Consider the following 24,621-nt stretch of genomic DNA (forward strand, 5'->3'; position numbering starts at 1 on the left):
ATATTAGGTGTCAATAGTGGGTTGTTTCAAAAGTCTTTTCTCATTTCATGCCAAAGGAAAATATTGGACTTTAATCCAAACTCAATTTCTCATAACTACTTTTAATTATGCTTGAGATCATTTTAAATGTGACATTAGCTTTAATAACATTAGGACTATGGGTAGGGATAATGATAAATTGCAGAGTATTTAAAAGGTTTGATTCTCCATCAATCATTACTTCAGCTTCACCTTCATGGGCCTGCATGAAACAATCAAATGGAGTGGTCTTTTCACTTAACGTCTCACCAGAGTCAAACGATACTACACTCACAATACCTGTAGTTTTTTTTATGATTGTTTTAATCGGCACTGAATTGGGTATATGTTCTATTATTTCAACAGCAATAAAGACTTTAGCTTTTCCAATTCTGGGATTTTCCATGATAATTATTTCAAAGGAATGAAAATTTAACTTTGATTATTTAAAGTTTTATTTAAAATCTTTATTCTACATTCTTCTTGAATAAATCTTTTAAGCTAGTACCTAGCTCATCCATATCATGGTTAAATTCGGACTTAAAGGTTTGCCAATGAACCTTTTCCCCGTAAGGTTCATATTCATGAAGACGGTCCTTCAGCTCTTTGTTTTTGGTTTTTAGGTGATTTATCTCCACTTTGTATTCCATTTTATCAAACCTTGCTCCAGTATCCACACTATCTTTAAATGCAGATATAATCCGTTCATTTTCATCGATTTTTAATGACATCGCCGTTTTGAATTGTTCAATTTCAGCTAGAAAATCGCCCTTTGCCATACCCATATCTTTTTCAGGCTCAATGACTTTTATATCTTTTGAGGGTTCGTCTGTTGCAGGTGTACATCCTGATAGCACCGTGCACAAGAGCCCGGATAAAATAAATACAGACATTAGTGATCTTTTCATGATTAAATTATTTAAAGGGTAGAGTTATGTTTATCTAAAAATTTCTTCTAGAAAATAACTAACACAAAGTTGCCAATGATTTACAAGCAATCCCTTACAAAGAAAATCTGAAGTATTATATAGATCACAGGTTTTAGTCAATTAACTGGATGGAATTCGTATAGGTAATTGTAAACCTTACCAATATGAATAAAATGATAATCATGTCTATGGGGTTGCCGCTCCATATTCAAAACAAGAGTGGAAAGAAGGCCACCATAGAGTTTAATACAAGTGAATTCGTAGTTTGTAAATACCATCCCGATAACCCCATTTACATCAATGACGCCTCATTATTGGGGTGGTATCCCATTAACCCTTTTAGAAGAATCGTTTATTTTCTAAAACAAAAAATGAATAAATATACCTTTTAACCTTAAATGGACTCTCTGAGGAAAAGTATTCTTTCGTCAATCAAGAGTGATATATAGGCAGGTGTGTGATATATGTAATATACAAGAATGATTGTATAACATACTCATTACATAAATGAGTGAACTTTATCATAGCTTAAAAGAAATGAAATTCTTTGAGTGTATTTAAAACCAATTATTTAGAAGTTAAAGTCGATTAAAATCGATAACAATTATATGAGAAAAATAATAAAATTATTAACCATCATAACGGTCATGTTTATTTCTGGCACTAATATTTATGGCCAAGAAATGCAAACATCACTTTTTAATGATGTGAACAAAATCATGCTAGCTGCCAGGGAATCACAGGCCGATGTATTATCTCCCAAAGCATATGGAGAAGGTATGGAGGCCTATAAAAAGGCTCAGGATGCTTACAAAGAGGACGGAGAAATCTCTGAAATTAAACAAAATATATCCCAGGCGGGAGCAAAATTTACAGAGGCCATCGATAATTCCAAAGTAAGCGCGGTTATGTTTGCTAACTCATTATCTGCCAGAAAAGATGCTATTAATTCAGAAGCAGGATCCTTTAGCAAAGACCGCTGGATGGAAGCTGAAGAAACAATGAAAGATGCAACAGAAGAACTTGAAAAAGGGGATGCCGATGACGCTAAGAAGAAAGCAAGTACAGCCTCTGAATTATATAGACAAGCAGAGCTTGAATCTATCAAGGCCAATTACCTTTCCAATGCAAAAAAATTATTAGAACAGGCTGATGATAACAAAGTAGATAAACGTGCACCTAAAACTTTTAATGAAGCTAAAGGACTAATTAACCAGGCAGAGAAAGAGCTTGTAGAAAATCGCTACGATACAGATGAAGCAAGACATCTAGCCAAGCAAGCTGAATATAAAGCAACATTAGCCATGAACATTGCCCAGCAAGAGGAGATTCTGGATGACCAGGATTTCGAAACAGAAGATTATCTTCTTATGGTATATGAGCCTTTAAGAACAATAGGCGAAAACCTTAATCTCGATTTAAAATTTGACAAAGGTATAGAGGGTCCGGTATCTGAAATATTGGCAAAAACAAACAAGGATGCATTCAGAATTTCAAGCCTGGAAGCTGCCCTTTATAACAGCAAAATGGCTAATCAAAATATGACAGAAATGCTGGCTGAACAACAAAAAATACAGGAAAACATAGAAGGTCAGCTTTCTGAGGATGCGATGCAAGCCCAGAAAAGACAGCAGGCATTACAAGCCAGAATTGACCGCATTGCTGATATAGACAGTAAATTTGATAAGATCCAACAAATATTCAATGCCGAGGAAGCGCTTGTTTTCCGTCAAAAAGATAATATTATCATCAGAATGGTGGGAGTCAATTTTGACACAGGTAAAGCTGAGATAAAGCAAGAAGACTATGCCCTGTTGGCAAAGCTTGAGAAGGCCATAGGTACCTTTGACAATGCCAGCGTAGTCATTGAAGGACATACTGATTCGCAGGGAGCGGATGACAATAACCTTGAGCTCTCTGAACAAAGAGCTGCCGCTGTCCTTAGTTACTTAAGTGCTAATATAAATATTGATAAATCCAGGTTTAGCACCACTGGATATGGAGAGAGTAAACCGGTAGCTAACAATGAAACCAAGCTGGGAAGAACACAAAATCGTAGGATAGACGTCATTATTATACCCACGATTGGAGATACAACTCTAAGTTTAGGAAGCAATGAATAACATTATTATTAATGAATAATATTTAATATTTTAAGGCCAAGACGGTGAAATGTTTTGGCCTTTCTTTTTGATCTGTTGGACTTCAACAAAATGGGGCAATTCACAAGTATAGCGCTAATTAGATAAAGTTATGTCATTTTTTAAGCAGGCTTTATCTTCTCCAAGAAATATTATTAATCTTCTTACCATAAAGATTCAGATAGCCTACTGTAAGGCTAACCGAAATAGTTACAATCACTAATGGATAAATATTTTGCGCTATTAATTCGATGAGGTACACTATGGCACCGAGTATAAAACTGAGAACTCCTTTTTCTTTTAATGATGTCCCCCATTACTTAGGACAGGTTTAGCTTATATTTAAGTTTAACAATAGTTAGTTAAATTTCATGATTTAGGCTACTTGTATTTCGAATAGATAGTATCTTTTTTCTGGTATTTGATCCTCTATTCCCTTATGTCTTCTTTTAGTGTCATTATAGTTGAAATATTCTGCCCAAGGGTGGCAAATGTCTTACACTTTTAATTCAGCGATTTACATAAATCTCATATTTAACCTACCAGATGAATGAGTATATAAGGTGGGAAAAACGAGAAACTGGTAGCAGTATCTTTAGTATTAGTCCGTTGATTTTGTAAGCTATATTTTTTCGAATACTAATCTATAATGATCCATTATCTCCTGTTCAAAGCAAGCCCTGTTGGGGCTCACCCGAAATATAGCGATCTGATGTCGAAATTTTTTATTGGTTAAGTATTGGGGAAGTAGGGATAAGTATAACCAATACTTTTTCAGGTTAAACTTTCTGAACTTCTTTCTCCATTGGCCGATAGTCTCAATGTAGTCCAGTCTTCCACTACTTTTAGAAATTAATTTAAAATGAGGTTCAGCATTTCGAATGACCATTTCAGGACCGTATGGCAGCCACGACCCTGGAAATTCCTTTACCATTAAAGCACATAAATAAGCTGCAGATCCTTTTTTGGCATTAATATCTATATCCTCCAAACCGACCATATGCTTACTAAAAGTCATAGTCTGCATATAAAATCTACCACCCATAGGCAATAAATTGTATAACGTTTTGAAGAATTCTCTGTATACCTTTTCTTGATTTCCAGCCTTCCACTCCTCGATAGAGCAGAAATGCTCCAGTCCCCCTACACAGGCAATGGCATCAAACGTTCCGAAGTCTTCTGGTTGAATGTAGCGACAATCTTTCACTAGAACATTCAACCCATTTTTTTGGCATGCTTTGGCTTGGCCTACTGACAGGGTTAAGCCTATACTTGTAGCTCCTCTTTCCTGAGTAACATATTTAGATAAAGGACCCCAACCACAAGCCATATCCAGCACTTTGCTGCCGTCTTTAATATTAAGACTATCAGCAATGAATTTGTGTTTTTTTCTTTGCGCATCTTCTAGAGACATGGTAAAGTCCCCGTCATATTTCGCTCCGCTGTAGTCACCAGATTCTCCAATGCTCAAGCGAAATATTTTATCAATAATGGTATAAGTAAAATCTAAATCTTGTTGATTCGCCATATTTATTTTTCTTTATATAATTAACGGGACAAGCAGTGGAGAATTGTCTGTGTTAGCAGTTACCTTTGCAGTATTTATATGAATTATATTCCGAAAGAATTTTACATACTCGAATTACTATGAGCATCAGCTCAAATGCTGAAGACTTTTACAGTTCAGTAGTCAACAAAACCTGATGTCGTGTCTTGTAATCACTTATTACTTGTTGGTTTCTTTAATAGTATCGTTCTGACATGAAAGTGCTAAAGGTGCTCAATCCACTTGCGTCGCATAACTGTTCAGCTTAAGCATATGGGCGCATATGAACTTAATAGCTATGGGGCAGGTTATACCAGGACATGACTAAGAACCCTAAATTCACAATAGATAAAAACTCTGAATTTTCAGAAAAACTGAAGTTAAGAGTTAACGATTATTTCAAAGTAAATAATCTCAGTAAGCAAGGCAAAGGAGGCATGATTTTTAAATCTCTATGTATGCTGACCCTTTTTTTTGTACCCTTAATCCTCATTAATACTGGGATTATTACGAGTTCATTATTACTTTTTGGCTTGTATATTTTGAGTGGCTTAGGAATGGCTGGCATAGGTATGGGGGTTATGCACGATGCTATTCATGGCTCTTTCTCTAAAAAAAAGAAAGTAAATCAATGGATGGGCTATACCATGAATTTAATAGGAGCTAATGCCACCGTTTGGAAGATTCAACATAATGTGCTACATCATACCTATACTAACATTAGTGAATCAGATGACGATATTAATGCCCCTATCTTCCTGCGTTTTTCACCTCACGCTAAGAGGTACTGGATACACCGATTCCAATACATCTATATCTGGCTCTTTTACGGCTTATCAACTATCTCATGGATCACTGCCAAGGATTTCGTGAGGACAAGTCGGTATAAGAAAATGGGTTTTTTTAATGGCAAAAAAGAACTGAAACGGACCATGATAAAGATAGTTGCGTGGAAGCTATTATATTACTCTTATACTCTGATTTTACCATTAATTATGGTACCGCTCGCCTGGTGGATAATATTGCTGGCATTTTTGAGTATGCATTTTGTTACCGGCCTGCTTATAAGCATCGTTTTTCAGACCGCTCATGTTATGCCTAATAATGACTATCCGCTTCCCAATAATGAAGGACTCATTGCCAACAACTGGTCAGTGCACCAATTGGCAACTACTAGCAATTATTCGCCAAGAAGCAAATTCTTTTCATGGCTAATAGGTGGCTTAAACTATCAGATTGAACATCATTTATTTCCAAATATCTGCCATATGCATTATCGCAAATTGTCAGGTATTGTAGCCGCAACAGCTAAAGAATATGGCATCCCCTATCATTCTAAAAAAACTTTTCTATCTGCTATTATTGCTCACATCCAAATGCTCAGGAAACTGGGTAAAATAGAATTGAAAATATAGACGTTCCACCAGCATTCATTCTTAGTACATAGTAGTTCAATCAGTTATTGATGCAAAATAAAATAGCTCTGTATTTCATTAAAACTTACTTCAAAGCATACATGCCATATACAATGATTACAGGCCCTGAAATAATTTTAATATAATGATCTTAAAGAAAAAAATTCCAATATCTTACATTATCAGTGAGCTCAAAACTCCTTTGATCGCAGTTGCCCTAATTGCTATCGCTTCAGCTATTCTTCCTCTTATTTTTGGATCATTTTTTTCTGAAATACCCATCAATATTGCTACTACACTAGGCGTGGCTATATCGATACTTCTCTCCTATATGATTAATCAGTCATATGAAAGGTGGTGGGAGGCGCGGAAAATATGGGGGGAAATTGTGAATGATAGCAGAACATTAGTTTTACAACTACAGATGTATTTGCATTCTGAAAATAGAGCGATACAGACAATGAGTCTGAGACAAATAAGTTGGTGTTATTGCTTGGGAAGACACCTAAGAAAAACTGAATCTATGAATACACTAAAGCAAGCGCTATCAGAATCTGATTTTGAATATATCAAATACCATTTGAATATACCGTTAAGCATTTTATCTCTGCAAAGTGCAAGTCTTAAAAGCCTATTACAATCTGAAGAGCTTGATAAATTCTCCCAAATTAGAATTGAAGAGACATTAGCCAGACTGACAGCATCTATGGGAAAATGTGAAAGAATAAAAAACACCGTATTTCCATCTATTTATAGATATGGTCTTCATGCAACCATTTATTTGTTTGTGGTTTTTTTATCATTATCAGTGGCCTTTGAACTACAGCATTTTATACTTCAGTTTTTCATCTTGTTGATTGTTTCCGCAGTATTTTTCTTTTTAGAGAAAGCTGCATTTAGAATGCAGGATCCCTTTGAAAATATTGCTACAGATACACCTATGACCGCCATAGCAGAAACCATTGAAAGTAATATCATGGAATTACTCAATAAAGAAGTAACTTCAAAGTCGGATAAAAATAAACATGAATTTTATTTGCTATGAAATTTCGAAAAACACAAAGCTTAGAGGATTTAGCTATTTGAACTCAATTTTTTGGATGTAGTACTGTTTTCCGTAAATCTAAATGGAATTTGAAGGTCAATTTTTTTTCTTAATCTGACTATCTATTAATTAATTTGATAATAATTACGCCTTATGATAAAAATAACAAGAAGTTGGAGAGAGCAGAAGATCATGCTGAAAAGAAGATTCTCTAATTTATGTGATGAAGACTTCGAATTTGACGAGTCCCAAAAAGAGTCTATGCTAAACCATCTGGCACTTAAACTTAACAAAACCAGATTAGAGCTTCAGAAGTTGTTTGCGGAACTTCAGACTTATTAATATGACCAATATAGCACTGGCTCTTCATGGTGGAGCAGGAACTATTCTAAAAAAATCCATAACCCCAGAGCAAGAACATTCTTACTTGAAGGCGATGCAAGATGCTCTCGATATAGGTTATAAAATACTGGAAAAAGGAAAATCCTCTTTGGATGCCGTGGAAGAAGTAGTTACCTTTCTTGAAGACTGCCCCCTTTTTAATGCCGGGAAAGGTTCTGTATTTACCTCTTCAGGCACTCATGAACTGGATGCCTCGATTATGGAGGGAAAGGACCTTCAGGCTGGTGCTGTTTCCGCCATTTCCGGCATAAAAAACCCTATAAAGCTTGCCAGGCTGGTCATGGAAAAATCAGGTCATGTATTTTTGTCAGGTAAGGGTGCGGAAGAATTTGCTCGTGAAATGGCCTGCAATTTTGAAGATGCCTCTTATTTTTATGATGAATTTCGATATAAACAGTGGCAGGCATTAAAAAATACCAACCAGTTTCAGCTGGACCATTCGTCTAATGTGAATGAAAAATTCGGTACCGTAGGGGCTGTAGCCTTAGATCAATATGGCAATCTGGCCGCAGCCACCTCCACAGGAGGTATGACCAATAAGAAATTTGGACGTATTGGTGATAGCCCCATGATCGGCGCTGGCAACTACGCCAACAACCTCACCTGCGCCGTATCATGTACCGGCAGTGGTGAGTTCTTTATCCGTGGGGTTGTAGCCTATGATGTGAGCTGTCTGATGGAATATAAAAATTTAAGCCTGGCTGAAGCTTGTCATGAAGTTATTCACCGCCGCTTGCCGAAAATTGGTGGCGACGGTGGGTTAATAGCCGTTGATTCTCAAGGAAGTACATCTTTATGTTTTAATACAGAAGGTATGTATCGGGGACATAGAAATTCTCAAGGTTTGAACGAAGTGGCCATTTTTACGTAAGCGCCTTATGAATGGAAATCACAGATATTTTCTCGGTATCTATTTTAAACTGATCTCCGTTAGCTAAAATATGTGTTTTAAGATTTGACAACGAGATAGGCGTACCTGCATCCAATTGTTCATGGGCATTATGTGTTAACTCACTGGCATCTAATATCACAACCATTCCGGAACCAATCACTTTAAAGTGATTGTTTTTTATGACTAGACCTGTGTCTTCAGCAAGACCTATACCTACCAATTCAGGATGTATAGCAATAGCTTCGGCCAACCGACCAAACCTTCCTCTTCTAATAAAGTGTGTGTCAATAACTAGTTCAGGCATAAACCCTAGCCCTTTATTCATTAAAACGGCCCCTTTTATAATGGCTTCTTTAATACTCCCACCAGCAATCATTTGATGAGACATAGCCATAGCACCAGCACTGGTACCAGCTATCACAAATTTCTCTTCTCTCAGTTTCTTCGTTAGCAATGCATGTAACTCAGTACCACCAATGATATCAGCAATTCTGGACTGATCCCCTCCAGAAATCATGACACAATGTGAGTCCTGGAACTGCTTTAACGTTTCCTGATCATTACACTGATCTCGGTCGACAATATTAGAAATGGAAACATTAGTACATCCTAGTTCTTTAAAAGCATTCAGATAATTAGCTCCAACCTTTCTGGGAATGCTTGACGCCGTGGGTATGACTATAATTTTACAGTCCGGTCCGCCACATTCCTTAACTACATTAGCAAGTATTCCCTCCTCAATAAAATCGAGTCCTGTCTTCTCACTCTTTCCTTTTGCTTCACTCCCACCTACTGGTATTAATATTCCTTTCAACACTTACTTTGTGATTTTTTAATATATTATATATACTAATGACAAAAGTGGCCATTATTTCTATTAAAAAAGCTACATTTATATAAAATAATAACCCGCCTGCCTAGTAATCCCATCTAAATGATTATAAGAGAAATACATGCCCTTCGGGGTCCCAATTATTGGTCTGTAAACAGGCATAAGTTAATAGTGATGGTATTAGACATTGGTGATATGGAGCAGAGACCTACCAATACTATTGATGGTTTTTATGAAAGAATAAAAGAAAAGCTACCTACTCTGCACGAACATACCTGCTCTGAAGGGTGCCTTGGAGGATTTTTCATGAGGGTTGAAGCTGGGACATGGATCGGTCATGTGATTGAACACATAGCACTGGAAATCCAAACCTTAGCAGGAATGGATACTGGCTTCGGTAGAACTCGCGGTTATGGAGAGGAAGGAGTTTACAATGTGGTTTTCTCTTACATGGAAGAAGAAGTGGGCTTATATGCGGCCAAAGCTTCCGTTAAGCTTGCCATGGCCCTGGTAGAAGACATGCCTTACGATCTGGAAACAGATATTCAAGCAATGAGGCAAATAAGAGAAAGAGTAAGACTTGGGCCGAGTACTGGTTCTATTATAGAAGAAGCTGAAGTCAGAAATATTCCATGGATGCGCTTAAATCAGAATTCACTGTGCCAATTGGGTTATGGTGTGAACCAGAAAAGAATTCAGGCTACGGTGACCAGCCAAACCAGTAACATAGGGGTGGAAATCGCTTGCGATAAAGAGGATACCAAATTTCTATTGGAGAAGTCGGAAATCCCTGTTCCCAAGGGAGAAATTATAAGAACAGAAGAGGAATTAAAAGCGGCAGTTGAATATATTGGTTATCCACTGGTAATTAAACCAGTAAGTGGCAACCATGGCAGAGGAATTACTACAAATATTCAAACCTGGAATGATGCAGTGGACGGTTTTGCAGATGCAAAGTTAATTTCTAATGCTATTATCGTTGAAAGATATTTAGAAGGTGAAGATTATCGTTTATTGGTTATTAATTATAAGCTGGTAGCAGCATCCAGACGTACTGCAGCGCACATTATTGGTGATGGGAAATCAACTATCCAAGGGCTTATAGATTTGACAAACCAAGATCCTAAGCGTGGTTATGGACATGAAAAAGTACTTACTCTTATTGAGATAAATGATATGACCTTGAATATTTTAGAAGAAAAGGGACTTACCCCTCTTTCTGTACTAAAAGAAGGCGAGGTACTCAAGCTAAAAGATACTGCTAATCTAAGTACAGGAGGCACGGCTGAAGATGTAACTGACCTGGTACATCCTTATAATATTTTTATGGCAGAGCGTATAGCCAAAATTATTGACCTGGATATTTGCGGTATAGATATTATAACTACAGATATTGGTCAGCCTCTCCCTGAAACTGGAGGCGCTGTTTTGGAAGTGAACGCAGGTCCGGGATTTAGAATGCACCTGGCTCCCACGAAAGGATTACCAAGAAATGTAGCCGGCCATGTGTTGGACATGCTTTATCCACCTGGTTCTTCATCGCGAATTCCTATAATAGCCGTGGCTGGCACCAATGGAAAAACTACAACTACCCGCCTTATTGCACATATGGCTAGAATGAAGGGCTACAAGGTAGGTTATACCACTACTGACGGCGTGTATATCCAAAACAGGCTGATGATGGCTGGGGATTGCACCGGACCTGCCAGTGCAGAATTTGTACTTAAAGATCCTACGGTAGATTTTGCTGTGTTAGAATCAGCAAGAGGTGGCTTGTTAAGAGCGGGTTTAGGATTTAAAAATTGCGATATTGGTATCGTCACAAATGTTGCCGCTGATCATCTGGGCTTAAAAGGCATCCAAACTATAGAGCAACTGGCCAGGGTAAAGGGTGTTATACCAGATACTGTATTTCCTCATGGCCATGCCATACTAAATGCTGATGATGATTTAGTATATGAAATGAGAACCAGCGTAAAATCCAAAGTTGCACTCTTCTCTTTGAACGAGCATAATGAAAGAATAATCCAACATGCAAAAAGCGGTGGCTTGTCAGCAATATATGAAAACGGATATATAACTATATGCAAGGGAGAATGGAAAATGCGGGTTTCAAAGGCCATCAACGTTCCCTTAACTTTTGAAGGAAAAGCAATCTTTATGATTCAAAATTTACTTGCGGCAGTACTAGCGGGCTATATTAGGAATTTTTCTATCGAAGACATGAAGCTGGCCATAGAATCATTCATCCCGTCTCCTGCTCTGACTCCCGGTAGACTAAACATGTTTAGGTTTAGAGATTTCGATGTATTGGTGGATTATGCTCACAATCCTGCCGGACTCAGAGCATTAAAGCAAATGATAGATAAGATGGAAGGATATCCGAAAGTTGGCGTTATAGCTGGGATCGGCGACAGAAGAGTAGAGGATAATATGGAGATAGGAGCCGTAGCAGCCAGTATGTTTGATAAGATCATTATTAGGCAAGATAAAAACCTGAGAGGCAAATCAGGAGATGAGATTATTGAAATGGTTTATGATGGCATTAAAAGTGTAGAACCAAATATGCCGGTATCTGTAATTACTTCGGAAAATGAGGCTATTACAAGTGCTATAAAAGCGGCTCAAGAAGGCTCACTTTTGGTAATATGCAGTGATGCTGTTCAAGAATCTTTACAACTCATTATGCGATTTAAGGAAGATGAAGCCAAAAGTCTTTATGACTTCGGTTAAACTTCCCATAATCATTGCTATCACCCATGAAAACTGAATTATATCTGCAAATCTAATCGGTCAATTATAGTATTCTGCCCCTCATTGGATATAAGTTTTAGAGCATTTCCGTAGACGTCTACGTTTTATTAAACTCTTGAAAGTTCTCCATATTACCCCAATATGGTCGTATTGTTTAATATTTAGCACCAGGTTTACCAACAAGTACCTCAGCATTTCCAGACCTGTGATTTATGCAACTCTCACCTATTAACCTGTAAGTAATATGAAAGAAAATAAGCTGACCTTAGTACTTCAAAAGATATCTCTCACGGCGTATTATGATGTAGACGCTCTTAATAGCTAACCTACTAAAAAACAGAACCTATGAAACAAAAGACAATAATATTATTAGCAATTGGCATATTGGGCAGTTTTTGCTGCAATGCACAAATACGGGATAGTGATGTGCAAGTACTCGATAGTGATAACTATCCCAATTATAAAGAAAAACGCAGGAATTATGATAACCCCATTTATCTAGGTGTAAAAGCAGGAATGAACATCTCTAACACTTACAATACTGATGGTGACAATTTTGAAACAGACTCCAAGTTAGGCGTAGCCGCTGGTTTTTATGCGTTGATACCCGTTGGTGATTTTTTTGGGATTCAACCAGAAATTTTATTATCGCAAAAAGGATTCAACGCTACTGGTCAATTGCTCGACATGCCCTACGTGATCAAGCGTACCACCACTTATATTGATATTCCAATATTATTTGCATTTAGGCCAATTAGTGTCTTAAGCATAATGGCAGGATTACAATATTCTTACCTATTGATAGAAAAAAACAGTTTTGATAATGCTCAAACCAGTATGGAACAGGAACAGGAATTTGAAAATGACAAAAGCCGTAAAAGCACCATATGCGTTGTCATAGGACCAGACGTTAACTTCTATCGTATGGTGATAAGTGGTAGACTTGGATGGGATTTAAGAAAAAATAATGGATATGAATCTTTAATAACCCCAACGTATAAAAATTACTGGGGCCAGATTATGGTTGGCTACAGGTTCTAAGGGTTGAAATGAAAATAAATGTAATTCCATCTGCATACTCGTTAGATGTGAAATCAAAACTTAAATAAACAATATGTCAAAAGGAAAAGAAGGAAAAGGTAAATCAAACAAGACCCTACCTGCAAAAAATTTAAAAGAAAAGCGAGAGGCTAAGCATGCCAAACGTAAGGAAAAGCAGGAGCGTGAAGAACGTAAGAGCTAATAGCTCACCATTAATTGTAGTAATTAAAAAGGCCCGTCTTATGAGATTGGGCCTTTAATTTTGTTGACTATCATAAATGAGCGTTTGATGAGACTTTTAAAACGACTGGAACACCTGAATTATTCATAGCAAATAACCACGGGATAATTATACCACCATGGCAAGAATGGTAGCAACAGAGGCTATGTTTGCTTATGACTTGTTGTCGGCTGTCTTTATTTTTGCTTTAATTTCATCTGCATGTTTTGCAAACAATGTATGTGATCGATAATAACATTCCATAACAGATCTGGTCAAGTTATTAATAGTGGCTGAATCGATTTGTTGTGTTTTTCCTGTGGGATTTTTGAAATATAAAGTATTGTAGTCCAGATCCATATCATCATTAAAATGATAAAGATGGCCATGTATTATACTGTTTCTTGAGTCAACAAGTTTAGATATTTTTGAATTGATTGCTTTCCATTCTTCCAGAATGTCTGATGGTTCATAAGTTTTAAATACATAGGATATCTTGTCCCTTAATCTTCCAGCTGTAAGTCCAGAGGTAAATTGACTGGCTTTGGTTCTTCTAAAATCATAGACGTAATTGAGAAAATCCCGTAAACGATTTTCTAGTCGCTGAAACAATAGAATGAATTCTCCTATATTGGTACAATGTGAGAGTTTAATTTGGCCAAATCCATATGAAACATCAGATAAGGAATATGATTTAGTTTCGCCATTATCGTGCAGAGAAACAGTAATAATATTGGACTTCTTATCAATAGCTTGAATAACTCCTTCTCCATCCTTAGTGTTTATAACTCGATTTAGATTAAAGTCTTCCCAGGTAAATTCCATTTTCAATTTCTAACAACATAAGGTGAATCAACTATTTTAATGCTATAAAATCAATAGCAATCCTAACAAAGACAACTGGCAGTATACCACCATGCGGAGCCTGGCGGCAGCGGAGCTACCCTATTACTTGCTTATATTATTCAATTAAAAATTGTGAAATATCCTCTTCGGTAAGGTCTTCGTAGTGCTTTTTCGGCTTACCATACTTGAAGAAAAGTGAATGAGAGTATTTTTCATCCTTTTTCTTCAGAAATTCTCTTTCTTTTTCGATTAGGGATTCTATCAGAAGAAGCACATTTGGATAAAGATTCCAGACTTGCCCCAAGTTTGAGTATGTGAGCGAAACTCCTTTCTTATTCGCAAATTCTGCAAGGAAAAATAGAACCCAGTAGGATGCATAAGAAACGTAAGAACTTTTTTCAAAATCATCTACTCCTTTAATTAGCTTTTCTTTAGTCGCATTTTTCTCGACTTCAATTTTTTCAAAAAGTCTGTAGGCAAGCAAAACTTTATCAGCTGTAATTGAATCATTAAAAATGTCTTCATATCTCTCTGCGAAAATGATTCTTTTTTGGTTTTTAGCTTCAGATGGCTGTTTATTATACATGGCCATTAAAACCTGACCCGTCTTTTCAGCATCTAACCTCTTGCTCTTTGGTCTATCATAATATTGATTTTTTTTACGTTCATAGAATAAGTCAATAGCTGAAAACTCATGTTCCAATTTCTGTTGTATATAATCGATTGATCGAATGTCTCTACTTTGAACGGGGTTTTGGCTATTAGTGTATTCAGCAATTTTTACAGTTAACTTGGTATTTTCTGTCTGATAAATTCGACACAAAATATCTAAATCATCAAACTTGTCCGAGTTTTCAACAAATGCTTCATGCAATGCGTGAATCGTTTGACTTCCGTTAACTACCTGTAGGTTCTTTAATTCTATAATGGGAGATCTTTGAGTTTTTGGATAGCTGAAACTATCACAGGTTAATGTAATACCATTATTATAGTAGAAAAACCTGTGACTTTCATCTGATAGGGCAGTTTTCTTAATGTTTCGATTAATCTTTGATCTTTGTTTAAGGTAAACACGAACATTATCCTCAAATGAGTCTTCTTGAATTTCATGCTGTTTGAGTAATTCGTAATCCTCTATATCAGGTTTATTTCTTAGTTCTTCATTGTTGATTACGATTCTTAAAACATCCCTAATGTCAACGTTAGTCACTAGAGCACGAATATCACCATCAGATTTCTCAAAAAATTTCTTATCGATGGCTCGTATTTTTGCATCAATAATCTGCTTTCCCTTTCTGGTCAGAAGTTCTATGAAATCCGTGATTAGATGATAATGAACATGAAAATTTGAATGACGCGAAATTGATTTTTCAAATCTTGATTTTTCTTGTCCCTCCAAACCTTCATAAAGGTTTGAGCACAGATGAACATGAAAAATAGGGTTCTGTGATTCAAATATTTTCCAAATCTCCTCTACTTTGGAGTATAAAATTGGGTTTAAGGTATCTCTAATTGACTCTTCTTGTGAAAGTAAATCATTTACAAACCCAATTATTTTATCAATTTCTCCAGAGGGAAAATTAGATTTCGTCTTTTCAAAACTGCCGGAATATTTAAAATTGAAAAGATGTATTTCCGTTGTGTCAGTACTTTCATCAAATAGAACTGCATCAATTCCTCGATCTTTCCCACTAGTTTCGCCAATAGTATTTAAAAAGTGTTGATCAGTTATTGCATCTCTAATCTCGTCATCTTGTAATCCAAACAATAGATCCAAGGCAAGAAAATAAAAGGAATTTGAAGAGTCTTCAAAGTTAAAATCTTTCTTCAAACGCTCAACATGAGTGTTAATAGTGGAAAAGTCTTGCAATGATGGATTCATATGATCAGAGTCTTTTAATGAGGGGTGGAAGATCCATACCTTATTTCTTTTATGGGGTCAATCTAATTAATTTAATATTAAAATGACAGAAGCGTTTTGTGAGACTTTTAACGGTCTCTTATAACCGTCAGTTACGATTTTTAAGATACTATTTTTTGGCGTGGTTACGTTTCAAAGTAGGCGAGAATTTTCCTATATTAAATCCAGCCGTAATTGCGGTTATACATTGTTGGCAACTGGCTTTTTATTCTATGTGATACAGATGATATTCCGTTCCTAAATATTAGTCCGCCACCGTGAGTTTCAGTCACACTAATAAAAATTCCATTTCCAATTAGTTTGAAATTTAGAGACTCGTTTGGTCCAAGTAAATCTCCAGTTTCCTCGTCCACTAATTCAGGTACAAAAGTTTATCCTTTCGGAATGGTTTTGAATATTCTCAATTCTTTAAACCATATTTAAAAATAATACCTAACAAAACCCATTAGAATTCGCATTGTTATTTAATTCAACCATTACTAAACTGACTAGGGTTTTAATTTTTGTGGAGCCATAAGAAGTTGACTTCTATTTTACTATCTTATTGATTACTTTAGAAAATCATTCTATCACAGCCATTGATTTACCTTTTCAAAACAAATTCTACGACATTCCATTTTGATTTGAAAAACTAAACATTTTTGTCCAAAATTGGTCTGATGGTGTCACCCCAATCTGATAGCAGACCTAAAATTGGTGATAACTTTTCACCGGCTTCACTTAAGCGATATTCTACTCTGGGAGGTATTGTCTTATAGTCTTTTCTAATTATTAAACCATCTTCTTCAAGATCTTTTAGACGCTGGGTAAGCATTTTTTCTGAAATACCCGCAATTTCTCTTTTCATCGATCCATATCGATTCACTCCAATTTTAAGCATCCATAGAATATTAATCTTCCAACGTCCTGTTAAGAGCGTCATTGCATATGTAACTCCACAATGTTCAGCCAGAGCTTTTTCATTTAAAAAATTAGTTGAATTTGACTTTAGCATAGAACAAGATATTTTTTTTGTAAACATACGAACTAAATTGTATGTACCCTACTTTTTGTTCGCATAAAAATCTAGGGATAGTTTTGCCCTCTTTAAAACATAAAATATAAAAATGGGAAAACTAAATAACAAGGTAGCATTAATTACAGGTGGAAATAGTGGAATTGGTTTAGCAACCGCTGAACTTTTTGCAGGTGAAGGCGCAAAAGTGGCCATTACTGGTAGGGATGAAAATACTTTGAAAGATGCTGCCAATCAAATCGGAAATGAAACCTTAGCTATAAAAGCTGATGTCCTCAATCTAGCTTCTTTAGATGATGCTTTTCGGGAAGTTGAATCAAAAATTGGCAAGATAGATGTCCTAATTGTAAATGCTGGTATATTTAAAGGAGCTCCTCTTACAGACTTTTCGGAAGCGCTTTTTGATGAAATCGTAGATATCAATTTTAAAGGGACTTTCTTCACGGTCCAGAAAGCTTTGCCCTATTTGAATGACGGCGCTTCAATTGTAATTACTGGTTCTGCTGCTGCAGAAGTGGGAGTTGAGAATGCATCTGTTTATTCGGCAAGCAAAGCAGCGGTTCGCGCCTTAGCCCGTAACTTTTCTGCAGACTTATTGAGTCGTAAAATTCGGGTTAATGTATTGTCTCCTGGGCACGTAGAAACTCCAATTCACGGAAGATTAGGCTTGTCTCCAGAGCAAGTAAAAGGGCTACGCGAGGAATTAGCGAGCGGGGTACCTATAAAACGTGTTGGTACTGCAGAAGAGATGGCCAAGGGCTATTTATTTTTGGCCAGTGATGAATCTTCATTCATGTTAGGAACAGAGATAGTTGTAGATGGTGGATGGTCACAACTTTGATTGAACGCTTCCAATAAGGCGCTTAATAAAAACAAATAATTAAAAAAAAATCGGTTATAGTTTTGTAATCAGGTTGGTAAAGTGATGATTAATTGAGAATAGTAAATCCATTTAAAATTTTTGAGTTTACTATTTTAACACAACTATCACAAAATCCACGACTTTGATTGCAGACTTAACCGATTATTCAATTTCAAATTCGAATAAACTATTATGAATTCACCAAAAAACAACTATCAGGAAAATTTAAAGGGCTTGCAAGATAATTTAGCGAATATGCTTCCAGAAGAAGCACTTGAAATATTTGATGCCGATGCTAAAAGTCTTCAGAAAAACCACTCGTCCATTATCAAGCTGCAAGTTGGCGACAAAGCACCAGACTTTTCACTTAGTAATGCTACCGGTAAAACAATACGTTTAACCCAATTACTGCAAAATAGTAAGGTTGTCCTAACATTTTATAGAGGATCTTGGTGTCCCTATTGCAATCTACAGTTGGCTCATTACCAACAATCAGTAGATGAGATTCATGCACTAGGAGCGGAGTTAGTTGCGATCTCTCCACAAACTCCTGATGAGTCTTTAAATATGCAGGAGAAAAACGAACTCAAATTTGAGGTCTTGAGTGATGAAGGAAATAATGTTGCACGAAAATATACCACTGTATTTAAAAACGCTGAGGCGCCGCTAAATACGATGAAAAATCTTGGAATAGATTTTGACGCACACTATTCTGACGATTCAAAAGAGTTACCAGTTCCTGCAGTTTTTGTCATCGAAAAGGACTCAACCGTTTCGTTTGCAAAATCTCTCGGTGGCGATTACAGAAATCGGGTAGAGGTCTCAGAAATCATCAACCATTTAAAAAATAAGTAGAGTTGAATAAGCTGACGGTACGGGGTAAATTAGATAATACATCTTCAGAAATTGATTTTTAGTATGAGGATTTTCAGCTTGCTCCAGTGTTTCGTCTATGAAAATTAGCGGATGGGCAGGGACCTATCTCCAGTTCAAAAAACAGCAGAAAAGGAACAGAATCAATGACTAGCTCCTTTCTGCTGTTTTTTTTGGATGCATTGTTAGCGGATCCTTCTTTTTATTACCAATCTATTTCCTCTGTTTCAGGATTTGTTTCTTCACTAAAGAATTTTCCTGTTGGTCCATCCTGGCCAATTGTGGCATATTTTACAACTCTTCTTGCTGCAGTCTCCACTTCTCCGCCATTTCCAAATGTGAAATCGGTAGCCGTTAATCCCGGGCAAATGGCATTTACTTTAAAGTTTGTATCCCTAAGTTCGTAAGCTAAATGGATGGTGTACATATTTAAAGCGGCTTTAGAAGCTCCATACACGGCATATTTCGCATAGTGGTAAGCTGGCCAGTTTGGATCACTTTGTAAACTAAGGGACCCTACACTTGTACTTAAATTAACGATTCTGGGTTCTTCTGAATTTTTAAGTAGATCAATAAATGCTTTCGTAACTCTTGATGTCCCGATTACATTAACATCAAATGCAGCTTGAAATTCTTGTGGTTGAGCTTCTAAAGCGGTATATGGATCACTTCCTCCATTGATGCCTGCATTATTTATCAAGATATCCAAATTAGCAGTTGTTTTGCCTTATTCTCCACGAGCTGTTTTGACTGAATTGTCATCTGTTACGTCGATTTGAATACACTCAACGAAATGATAATGATAATTTCATTTGGGCGGCCAAACAAGCGTATATTGGATTAGGAACGGGGCTAATTGCTGCAGCAGCTTTAAAAATTGATGCTACTCCAATGGAAGGCTTCGATCCTAATAAATTTGATGAATTGTCGGATTTAAAGGAGAGGAATCTTAAAAGTGCTGTTATCCTGGCCATAGGATATCATGATGAGGAAAACGATTATTTAGCCAATCAGAAAAAAGTTAGATTATCAATAGAAGAGTTTTCCAGTATGATTAGTTAGTTTTAAATGAATAATAAACATAACGCTACTTGAACTAATTCAGGTAGCGTTATGTTTATTAAGCTACTTTATTGTCACAAATTTATTATGTAAGATTTATTGCGTTAAGTTATTGAATTCAGGGTTTCGTTTTCGTGCTTGTTGCCAACATCCGTATAAGGGAAACAAAACATTCCCTTATTTCTTTTATAGGGTCAATCTAACCAATTTAATATTAAAAATGAATAGAAGCGTTTTGTGAGACTTTAAAAAGGATTCAAATATACTAGGTCTATTTGCAGAATTAGCAACTATTTTTGAATACTCGTACCAGCAGAGGAAAGCAGGAACTCAGAGTTCTCTGCGAGTAACTCTGAGTAGGGAATTTAATTTGACTAACATTTGTAAGCGTATCAATATATTCAAGTATCGATGAACTGATACTAGATTATATGCTTTTATATTTTCTTTGCGGGCTCAATTTAATATTTAATAATGAAATTAATAGTGTTTACGAGCAGTGTTTTGTGAGAATTGAAAGATCCGATGTGAATAGGTTACCTAACCTGAAAAATAGCCGTGTAATCAGAACACAATGCGGACACTAGTGTCAACTGGAGATTTCCACCAGGGTCTCTATTTAGACTTTCTATTAATCACAAGGGATACTCTTAGCATTTTCTCTTTCCCAAATTTATCTTCACACATTTGCTTTGCAAGAGATATAAGTTTCTCCCTGGAATGACTAGTAATTGTTTCATAGCTCATGTTATTACCGAACTCACCGTACCATTGTCCACCATCTTCATAATATTTCAAAGTTATTGTCATAATTAAAGCTTTAAGTGAGCGTTTGGTGAGACTTTTAACGCTAAGCTAGCAGGAGTGCGCCCCGAGCTTGGCAAGTTTCGATAAAACTAATGAATCTGCCGGTGCTTCCAAAGTATCAGAATGCAATGCGTTCAGAAAGATGAAAACCCCTGCGAGATGCGGTAGGTAGAAAGCAAAGCCATTTCTCAGCGGTAGATTCATGGTGAAGTTTGCACAGAAGCCTGCAAAATGGCAGTTGGCGCATTCGTGCTAGCGATTGTTGGGCTTTCGTTATTTGAATCTCTCTTGATATTCTTTCACATGATGGGGAAATTCTGATTCATAAAACGGATATGGAATTCCGAAGAGGGAAATTTCAAATTCATCTCCGTCCATTCCAGTTAATTGATTTCCTAGGGAATCGATCGGTTGTTCACCTTCAGAGTGAACTACTAAACTATTGATATTGGTTGTTGAAATTATGTGTTCTTCAGGTTCGTCAATCGCCAGTTCGATGTTGTGAGTATTACAGTAGTCCTTAAAAAATTGACAGTTCTACAGCTCAGTCTCAAAGTTCACTATCCCAAAGACCACACCCATTGGAGCATCGGCCTTCTCGAGTTGAGTAGTGCCAATTAGTTCTCCGTCCAGAAGGATTTTATAGGTCTTCATTGTCAACCAGATCTATATCAGTCCCTCCAAGACTAAATATGTGATATCCGCAATGTTCTGTAAAGACACCAACTTCGTCCAGTTCAGGTGCATTAATTATTAAAGGATATCTAAATTCAGCATATGAGTCATCTTCAAACTTGATTTTAGCTGTTTTGTTAATTTGGAAGTCAGAGGCACTTAGTTTGTTCCTGTCTGTTACTCCTTGAGCCTTGAGATATTCATTAACTTTAGCTCTCCATCGATCTGGTAAGTCTTTGTCTTTCATAATTCTTATGCGACTGGCTTCAATGAAGCCCAACATCCGTATAAGGGAAACAAAACATTCCCTTATTTCTTTTATAGGGTCAATCTAACTAATTAAATGTTAAAAATGAACAGCAGCGTTTTGTGAGACTTTTAAAATACTAGGAACATCTGATTTAGTCTTGATAAATAACCACGGGTACTTATATCACCATGCCGAGCATGGAGGCAACAGAGGTTGCTAACCATAAATTCCGCATTCTATTTCTGTGCTATTTCAGAGAAATTACTGGCACACAATTTTTCAAAATCTGGATAAATGTATGCTTTATCTACATTTATAAGTTCGACAATTTCGGGAATAAGGGACTTATGTATTTCAAAGCTTTCAATTATGTTTTTACTCAATTCTAATTGAGTCTTTTTATTTATAATTAAGTTTTCTCTGTATTCCTCATTTATCTCCTTGATCTCTGGAATGTCCTCCATGTCATCCAACTCACTTCCGATAGGACAGGTTGCAGGTATAAGAAATTCCTTTAATGCTACCTCCAGCGGTTTAACGCCAAAATCATTATGAATAAATAAACCTTGTTGAGAAAGAATTCTAATATTATTGAAAGTTGAAAAACTTTTAAATTTGTTTTCCAAATTCACCAAAAACACCTCCATTGTATTTATATCCGTCATTGTATCAATATGTTGCAATAAAAACATGCTGTGTTTTTCCTTATCATATATAATACCATCCCATCTAAGCTGTAACTCTTCAATCCCTTCAATTACTCTCAATGTCAATTAACTTACAGTTTTCATTGTTTATATGAAAAACTGAAAAATAATCATCAATTATATTTTCACTTTTTTGAAATTCACTTCCAATTAAATTTTCAATTGCGAAAAAAATTCCTATTTCTATATTTCTAGTAAAATCAACTAAGGGTGTAGGAGCTCCATAATGTTGCATAAAACTTAAAACACTAATCTTAGAAAGGTTTATATTAATTGTATCAAAATACTTTTTAATCAAGCCTTTATTTCTGAAATTATTAACGTATTCATCAATAGGAAAATCAAAAGAAATTGATTTGGATAATTTCTCTCTTTGAAGGGTATTAATATTTTATACTTTGCATTATTTATCCCACGATAAATTCCCTTGTCCTTTGATTTATGTCCTAGAAGTAAATTTTTGAAATCTTCAATTTCATCAATTTTGGTTAATTTAAAGTTTAGTTTTTTTTCTTCGAATGATGTATAAATCGGAATCATTTCGGCTTAATAACTAAAAGTTGAATAAGAAAATATCTAATCTACAATCTAATAATTTTTAATTTAACTATAGAACTGATAATGAATTAACAGCAGCCTTTTGTTAGTCGGTTAAAACATTTTAAGCCTGCGGACAGGCGGTACAAGCACTAAAGTCTCGGATTTTATTTCTCATACTTAGTTTATCTTTAAAATGCCTGCTTATTTCCATGCATACATTCAAATAATTCGTAAAGTCTTTGTAATAGTGGATTTGTATTTTTTCACAAGAATTATGTTCAAAAATGTAGCTTAACAGGGTGCGATCTGTTATTCCACAAGACAATCCGATGATCTCAACATCGAATGGCCTGGGATTATCGATAAAACGCTCTAATTTTGAATAAGTGTCATCCTTAAAATAATGAAATGATTTTGCATGGGTTAGAAAGCTATTGTCATTAAGATTCTCTAAGTATTCATAGAATTCATCTCTTTCGTCTCCAAAACCAAATACTACATCATCCCTTTTACTTAAATTGCCATGAATATCATAGATATCATAATTAGCTTGATTGAAAGTTTTATAGATTGAAACCACATTGGTATAATTGAAATTAAGGATAGCATCCTTCTCATCTAACTTTTCAAAGTAGGATGTGAAAATTAGCGGTACCTTATTTGTGTCGTACGTAACAATCTCCTTTATATAAAGTGAAAATAATTCTTTTACCTGCGTGAAATCAGCTTGTAATTCAGCGGCCAAGTTTTTATTCCACCTACCATCACTTCCTCTACATCTTTTTAATAAATTATAATAATCCATTTCAATATCAACCCATCTTTTGTCATCGGTAAAGCTATCCCATATAGATTTTAAAAAACTATTTTCAAAAGAAAATCGCCTAGATTGCAACGATTGATTAGTCTTAGTTTTTAAAATATGATCTAAATAATCTTCTATCTCATCCGGCCAAAATTTTGCTCCTCCATCTTCAAGGGTTATCAGATGTTTATCCTTAATTAAAGAAAATGGTGGACCTTTGATCTCTTGCAATAGGTACCATCGAATGAAGTCGTCGTACCTTGTAGGCAAACCATGTGCGAGATCAAATCCATTACCTATTAATACAAGCTTTCTATTTCGAGCTATTGTCATTTAAAATTCTAATTTTTATGGAATAATATAACTTATACCATTTTTCCAGATAATCATTCTAGAGTCCAGAGGATATGTAATAAAATTTCAACTCCCACTCTTCCTCTTCTCCTCTCCCTCAGCCCACTGAAGATACCTATAATATGTAGCTTTGGAAAGCCCAAGCTCCTTTTGAATCTGAGCAATAGGTGTATCTGAATCCCTGGTGCGCTTCAATGCTGCCCAGGCCTTTATCTTCCCTTCTTTTGAAATACCTGGCCTCCTCCCTCCTTTTCGGCCGTACTTTCTGGCATGTGCTAATCCTGCCTTTGTACGCTCACTGATCATTTCTCTTTCAAACTCGGCAAAGGAGGCAAAGAGGTTAAACATCAGCCTGCCTTGGGAGGTGGTGGTGTCAATATTGTCATTGATACTCACGAAGTCTACTCCCATATCTTTGAAAGAACCTACCAGGTTCACCAGGTGCCGGAGAGATCTACCAAGGCGGTCTAGCTTCCAGACTACCACGGTATCTCCTTTCCTCAGATGGCTAATCATTTTATCAAGTTCCGGACGTTCTTTGATGGCGCTTTGCTTTTCCTTAAATATCATTTCGCAGCCATACTTCTGCAGCTCCGAAAGTTGCAACTCCAGCTTTTGGTCCTGTGTGGAAACCCGGGCATAACCTATGTTCATAAAAGTCTGATTTAA

26 protein-coding genes are annotated in these 24,621 nt (G+C 36.1%); 12 read left to right on the forward strand and 14 right to left on the reverse strand.

Features of this window, described 5'->3' with window-relative positions; all coding sequences use genetic code 11:
• Positions 1 to 70: 70 nt before the first annotated feature.
• Both LVD16_RS25385 and LVD16_RS25390 read right to left on the reverse strand, forming a co-directional pair.
• The gene (locus tag LVD16_RS25385) at positions 71 to 424 is read right to left on the reverse strand and encodes a cupin domain-containing protein (protein WP_233771103.1); all 354 of its coding nucleotides are present in this window, start codon (positions 422 to 424) and stop codon (positions 71 to 73) included.
• A 61-nt stretch (positions 425 to 485) separates the two neighbouring features.
• Entirely contained in the window at positions 486 to 926 is a 441-nt protein-coding gene (locus LVD16_RS25390; protein WP_233771104.1) for a hypothetical protein, read from the reverse strand.
• Between the two features lie 185 nt (positions 927 to 1,111).
• Between LVD16_RS25390 and LVD16_RS25395 the strand changes: the two genes are divergently transcribed.
• Both LVD16_RS25395 and LVD16_RS25400 read left to right on the forward strand, forming a co-directional pair.
• Positions 1,112 to 1,339: a hypothetical protein gene (locus LVD16_RS25395; protein WP_233771105.1), complete on the forward strand. Its 228-nt coding sequence runs from the start codon at positions 1,112 to 1,114 to the stop codon at positions 1,337 to 1,339.
• A 216-nt stretch (positions 1,340 to 1,555) separates the two neighbouring features.
• Positions 1,556 to 3,070: an OmpA family protein gene (locus tag LVD16_RS25400; RefSeq protein WP_233771106.1), complete on the forward strand. Its 1,515-nt coding sequence runs from the start codon at positions 1,556 to 1,558 to the stop codon at positions 3,068 to 3,070.
• Between the two features lie 640 nt (positions 3,071 to 3,710).
• Here the strand turns inward: LVD16_RS25400 and LVD16_RS25405 are convergent.
• Positions 3,711 to 4,616, reverse strand: a complete 906-nt coding sequence (locus LVD16_RS25405) for a class I SAM-dependent methyltransferase (RefSeq protein ID WP_233771107.1) — start codon at positions 4,614 to 4,616, stop codon at positions 3,711 to 3,713.
• A 476-nt stretch (positions 4,617 to 5,092) separates the two neighbouring features.
• Here LVD16_RS25405 and LVD16_RS25410 point away from each other — a divergent pair, with 476 nt between their 5' ends.
• The 4 genes from LVD16_RS25410 (at position 5,093) to LVD16_RS25425 (ending at position 8,367) form a co-directional block, all read left to right on the forward strand.
• Positions 5,093 to 6,049, forward strand: a complete 957-nt coding sequence (locus LVD16_RS25410; protein WP_233771108.1) for a fatty acid desaturase family protein — start codon at positions 5,093 to 5,095, stop codon at positions 6,047 to 6,049.
• Between the two features lie 145 nt (positions 6,050 to 6,194).
• The gene (locus tag LVD16_RS25415; RefSeq protein ID WP_233771109.1) at positions 6,195 to 7,094 is read left to right on the forward strand and encodes a bestrophin family protein; all 900 of its coding nucleotides are present in this window, start codon (positions 6,195 to 6,197) and stop codon (positions 7,092 to 7,094) included.
• A 153-nt stretch (positions 7,095 to 7,247) separates the two neighbouring features.
• Positions 7,248 to 7,436 (forward strand): hypothetical protein, encoded by a 189-nt coding sequence (locus LVD16_RS25420; RefSeq protein WP_233771110.1) that lies wholly within the window; start codon positions 7,248 to 7,250, stop codon positions 7,434 to 7,436.
• A 1-nt stretch (position 7,437) separates the two neighbouring features.
• Entirely contained in the window at positions 7,438 to 8,367 is a 930-nt protein-coding gene (locus LVD16_RS25425; protein WP_233771111.1) for an isoaspartyl peptidase/L-asparaginase family protein, read from the forward strand.
• Here the strand turns inward: LVD16_RS25425 and LVD16_RS25430 are convergent.
• Complete coding sequence (locus tag LVD16_RS25430; RefSeq protein ID WP_233771112.1) at positions 8,360 to 9,202, reverse strand: cyanophycinase; 843 nt, start codon at positions 9,200 to 9,202, stop codon at positions 8,360 to 8,362. The genes LVD16_RS25425 and LVD16_RS25430 overlap by 8 nt on opposite strands.
• A gap of 120 nt (positions 9,203 to 9,322) precedes the next feature.
• Here LVD16_RS25430 and cphA point away from each other — a divergent pair, with 120 nt between their 5' ends.
• The 3 genes from cphA (at position 9,323) to LVD16_RS27790 (ending at position 13,217) form a co-directional block, all read left to right on the forward strand.
• A complete protein-coding gene (gene cphA, locus LVD16_RS25435) occupies positions 9,323 to 11,953 on the forward strand; it encodes a cyanophycin synthetase (RefSeq protein ID WP_233771113.1) in 2,631 nt (876 codons plus the stop codon).
• Between the two features lie 366 nt (positions 11,954 to 12,319).
• On the forward strand, positions 12,320 to 13,015 hold the full coding sequence (locus LVD16_RS25440; RefSeq protein ID WP_233771114.1) for a porin family protein: 696 nt from the start codon (positions 12,320 to 12,322) through the stop codon (positions 13,013 to 13,015).
• 73 nt (positions 13,016 to 13,088) lie between these two features.
• Entirely contained in the window at positions 13,089 to 13,217 is a 129-nt protein-coding gene (locus tag LVD16_RS27790; RefSeq protein WP_255697744.1) for a hypothetical protein, read from the forward strand.
• Positions 13,218 to 13,409: 192 nt separating this feature from the next.
• On the opposite strand, the gene LVD16_RS25445 is transcribed toward LVD16_RS27790, so the two are convergent.
• The 3 genes from LVD16_RS25445 to LVD16_RS25455 all read right to left on the reverse strand — a co-directional run bounded on the left by LVD16_RS25445 (position 13,410) and on the right by LVD16_RS25455 (position 17,023).
• Positions 13,410 to 14,060 carry a hypothetical protein gene (locus LVD16_RS25445; protein WP_233771115.1) on the reverse strand — a complete coding sequence of 217 codons (651 nt, stop codon included), beginning with the start codon at positions 14,058 to 14,060 and terminating at the stop codon, positions 13,410 to 13,412.
• 136 nt (positions 14,061 to 14,196) lie between these two features.
• Positions 14,197 to 15,963 carry an AIPR family protein gene (locus tag LVD16_RS25450; protein WP_233771116.1) on the reverse strand — a complete coding sequence of 589 codons (1,767 nt, stop codon included), beginning with the start codon at positions 15,961 to 15,963 and terminating at the stop codon, positions 14,197 to 14,199.
• A gap of 670 nt (positions 15,964 to 16,633) precedes the next feature.
• The gene (locus LVD16_RS25455) at positions 16,634 to 17,023 is read right to left on the reverse strand and encodes a winged helix-turn-helix transcriptional regulator (RefSeq protein WP_233771117.1); all 390 of its coding nucleotides are present in this window, start codon (positions 17,021 to 17,023) and stop codon (positions 16,634 to 16,636) included.
• A gap of 85 nt (positions 17,024 to 17,108) precedes the next feature.
• On the opposite strand from LVD16_RS25455, the gene LVD16_RS25460 reads away from it, so the two are divergent.
• Entirely contained in the window at positions 17,109 to 17,858 is a 750-nt protein-coding gene (locus tag LVD16_RS25460) for an SDR family oxidoreductase (protein ID WP_233771118.1), read from the forward strand.
• 213 nt (positions 17,859 to 18,071) lie between these two features.
• Positions 18,072 to 18,734: a peroxiredoxin-like family protein gene (locus LVD16_RS25465; protein WP_233771119.1), complete on the forward strand. Its 663-nt coding sequence runs from the start codon at positions 18,072 to 18,074 to the stop codon at positions 18,732 to 18,734.
• A gap of 223 nt (positions 18,735 to 18,957) precedes the next feature.
• Here the strand turns inward: LVD16_RS25465 and LVD16_RS25470 are convergent, their stop codons facing one another.
• A complete protein-coding gene (locus LVD16_RS25470; protein ID WP_233771120.1) occupies positions 18,958 to 19,461 on the reverse strand; it encodes an SDR family NAD(P)-dependent oxidoreductase in 504 nt (167 codons plus the stop codon).
• 125 nt (positions 19,462 to 19,586) lie between these two features.
• Here LVD16_RS25470 and LVD16_RS25475 point away from each other — a divergent pair, with 125 nt between their 5' ends.
• Positions 19,587 to 19,814: a nitroreductase family protein gene (locus LVD16_RS25475; protein WP_233774623.1), complete on the forward strand. Its 228-nt coding sequence runs from the start codon at positions 19,587 to 19,589 to the stop codon at positions 19,812 to 19,814.
• 615 nt (positions 19,815 to 20,429) lie between these two features.
• On the opposite strand, the gene LVD16_RS25480 is transcribed toward LVD16_RS25475, so the two are convergent.
• From LVD16_RS25480 to LVD16_RS25500, 6 genes are all read right to left on the reverse strand, one after another.
• Positions 20,430 to 20,624, reverse strand: a complete 195-nt coding sequence (locus LVD16_RS25480; RefSeq protein WP_233771121.1) for a hypothetical protein — start codon at positions 20,622 to 20,624, stop codon at positions 20,430 to 20,432.
• A gap of 637 nt (positions 20,625 to 21,261) precedes the next feature.
• Positions 21,262 to 21,543, reverse strand: coding sequence for a hypothetical protein (locus tag LVD16_RS25485; protein ID WP_233771122.1), 282 nt, complete (start codon positions 21,541 to 21,543; stop codon positions 21,262 to 21,264).
• 239 nt (positions 21,544 to 21,782) lie between these two features.
• Entirely contained in the window at positions 21,783 to 22,319 is a 537-nt protein-coding gene (locus LVD16_RS25490; protein WP_233771123.1) for a hypothetical protein, read from the reverse strand.
• Positions 22,300 to 22,641, reverse strand: coding sequence for an FRG domain-containing protein (locus tag LVD16_RS27910; RefSeq protein WP_370687652.1), 342 nt, complete (start codon positions 22,639 to 22,641; stop codon positions 22,300 to 22,302). Before LVD16_RS27910 ends, LVD16_RS25490 begins: the two co-directional genes overlap by 20 nt.
• Positions 22,642 to 22,914: 273 nt before the next feature.
• The gene (locus LVD16_RS25495; RefSeq protein WP_233771124.1) at positions 22,915 to 23,931 is read right to left on the reverse strand and encodes an AbiH family protein; all 1,017 of its coding nucleotides are present in this window, start codon (positions 23,929 to 23,931) and stop codon (positions 22,915 to 22,917) included.
• Between the two features lie 87 nt (positions 23,932 to 24,018).
• A complete protein-coding gene (locus LVD16_RS25500) occupies positions 24,019 to 24,606 on the reverse strand; it encodes a recombinase family protein (protein ID WP_233771125.1) in 588 nt (195 codons plus the stop codon).
• Positions 24,607 to 24,621: the final 15 nt, after the last annotated feature.

Origin of the sequence: Fulvivirga ligni, from assembly GCF_021389935.1 — a bacterium.
Lineage (GTDB): Bacteria > Bacteroidota > Bacteroidia > Cytophagales > Cyclobacteriaceae > Fulvivirga > Fulvivirga ligni.

What these genes read in the sequence shown, in the direction of transcription:
- LVD16_RS27790 (WP_255697744.1), top strand. Translation starts at nt 13,089, where the DNA reads ATGTCAAAAGGAAAAGAAGGAAAAGGTAAATCAAACAAGACCCTACCT.
- cphA (WP_233771113.1), top strand. Translation starts at nt 9,323, where the DNA reads ATGATTATAAGAGAAATACATGCCCTTCGGGGTCCCAATTATTGGTCT.
- LVD16_RS25445 (WP_233771115.1), bottom strand. Translation starts at nt 14,060, where the DNA reads ATGGAATTTACCTGGGAAGACTTTAATCTAAATCGAGTTATAAACACT.
- LVD16_RS25400 (WP_233771106.1), top strand. Translation starts at nt 1,556, where the DNA reads ATGAGAAAAATAATAAAATTATTAACCATCATAACGGTCATGTTTATT.
- LVD16_RS25440 (WP_233771114.1), top strand. Translation starts at nt 12,320, where the DNA reads ATGAAACAAAAGACAATAATATTATTAGCAATTGGCATATTGGGCAGT.
- LVD16_RS25495 (WP_233771124.1), bottom strand. Translation starts at nt 23,931, where the DNA reads ATGACAATAGCTCGAAATAGAAAGCTTGTATTAATAGGTAATGGATTT.
- LVD16_RS25500 (WP_233771125.1), bottom strand. Translation starts at nt 24,606, where the DNA reads ATGAACATAGGTTATGCCCGGGTTTCCACACAGGACCAAAAGCTGGAG.
- LVD16_RS25390 (WP_233771104.1), bottom strand. Translation starts at nt 926, where the DNA reads ATGAAAAGATCACTAATGTCTGTATTTATTTTATCCGGGCTCTTGTGC.
- LVD16_RS25465 (WP_233771119.1), top strand. Translation starts at nt 18,072, where the DNA reads ATGAATTCACCAAAAAACAACTATCAGGAAAATTTAAAGGGCTTGCAA.
- LVD16_RS25415 (WP_233771109.1), top strand. Translation starts at nt 6,195, where the DNA reads ATGATCTTAAAGAAAAAAATTCCAATATCTTACATTATCAGTGAGCTC.
- LVD16_RS25460 (WP_233771118.1), top strand. Translation starts at nt 17,109, where the DNA reads ATGGGAAAACTAAATAACAAGGTAGCATTAATTACAGGTGGAAATAGT.
- LVD16_RS25455 (WP_233771117.1), bottom strand. Translation starts at nt 17,023, where the DNA reads ATGTTTACAAAAAAAATATCTTGTTCTATGCTAAAGTCAAATTCAACT.
- LVD16_RS25405 (WP_233771107.1), bottom strand. Translation starts at nt 4,616, where the DNA reads ATGGCGAATCAACAAGATTTAGATTTTACTTATACCATTATTGATAAA.
- LVD16_RS25485 (WP_233771122.1), bottom strand. Translation starts at nt 21,543, where the DNA reads ATGAAAGACAAAGACTTACCAGATCGATGGAGAGCTAAAGTTAATGAA.
- LVD16_RS25420 (WP_233771110.1), top strand. Translation starts at nt 7,248, where the DNA reads ATGATAAAAATAACAAGAAGTTGGAGAGAGCAGAAGATCATGCTGAAA.
- LVD16_RS25450 (WP_233771116.1), bottom strand. Translation starts at nt 15,963, where the DNA reads ATGAATCCATCATTGCAAGACTTTTCCACTATTAACACTCATGTTGAG.
- LVD16_RS25425 (WP_233771111.1), top strand. Translation starts at nt 7,438, where the DNA reads ATGACCAATATAGCACTGGCTCTTCATGGTGGAGCAGGAACTATTCTA.
- LVD16_RS25410 (WP_233771108.1), top strand. Translation starts at nt 5,093, where the DNA reads ATGCTGACCCTTTTTTTTGTACCCTTAATCCTCATTAATACTGGGATT.
- LVD16_RS25480 (WP_233771121.1), bottom strand. Translation starts at nt 20,624, where the DNA reads ATGACAATAACTTTGAAATATTATGAAGATGGTGGACAATGGTACGGT.
- LVD16_RS25385 (WP_233771103.1), bottom strand. Translation starts at nt 424, where the DNA reads ATGGAAAATCCCAGAATTGGAAAAGCTAAAGTCTTTATTGCTGTTGAA.
- LVD16_RS25395 (WP_233771105.1), top strand. Translation starts at nt 1,112, where the DNA reads ATGAATAAAATGATAATCATGTCTATGGGGTTGCCGCTCCATATTCAA.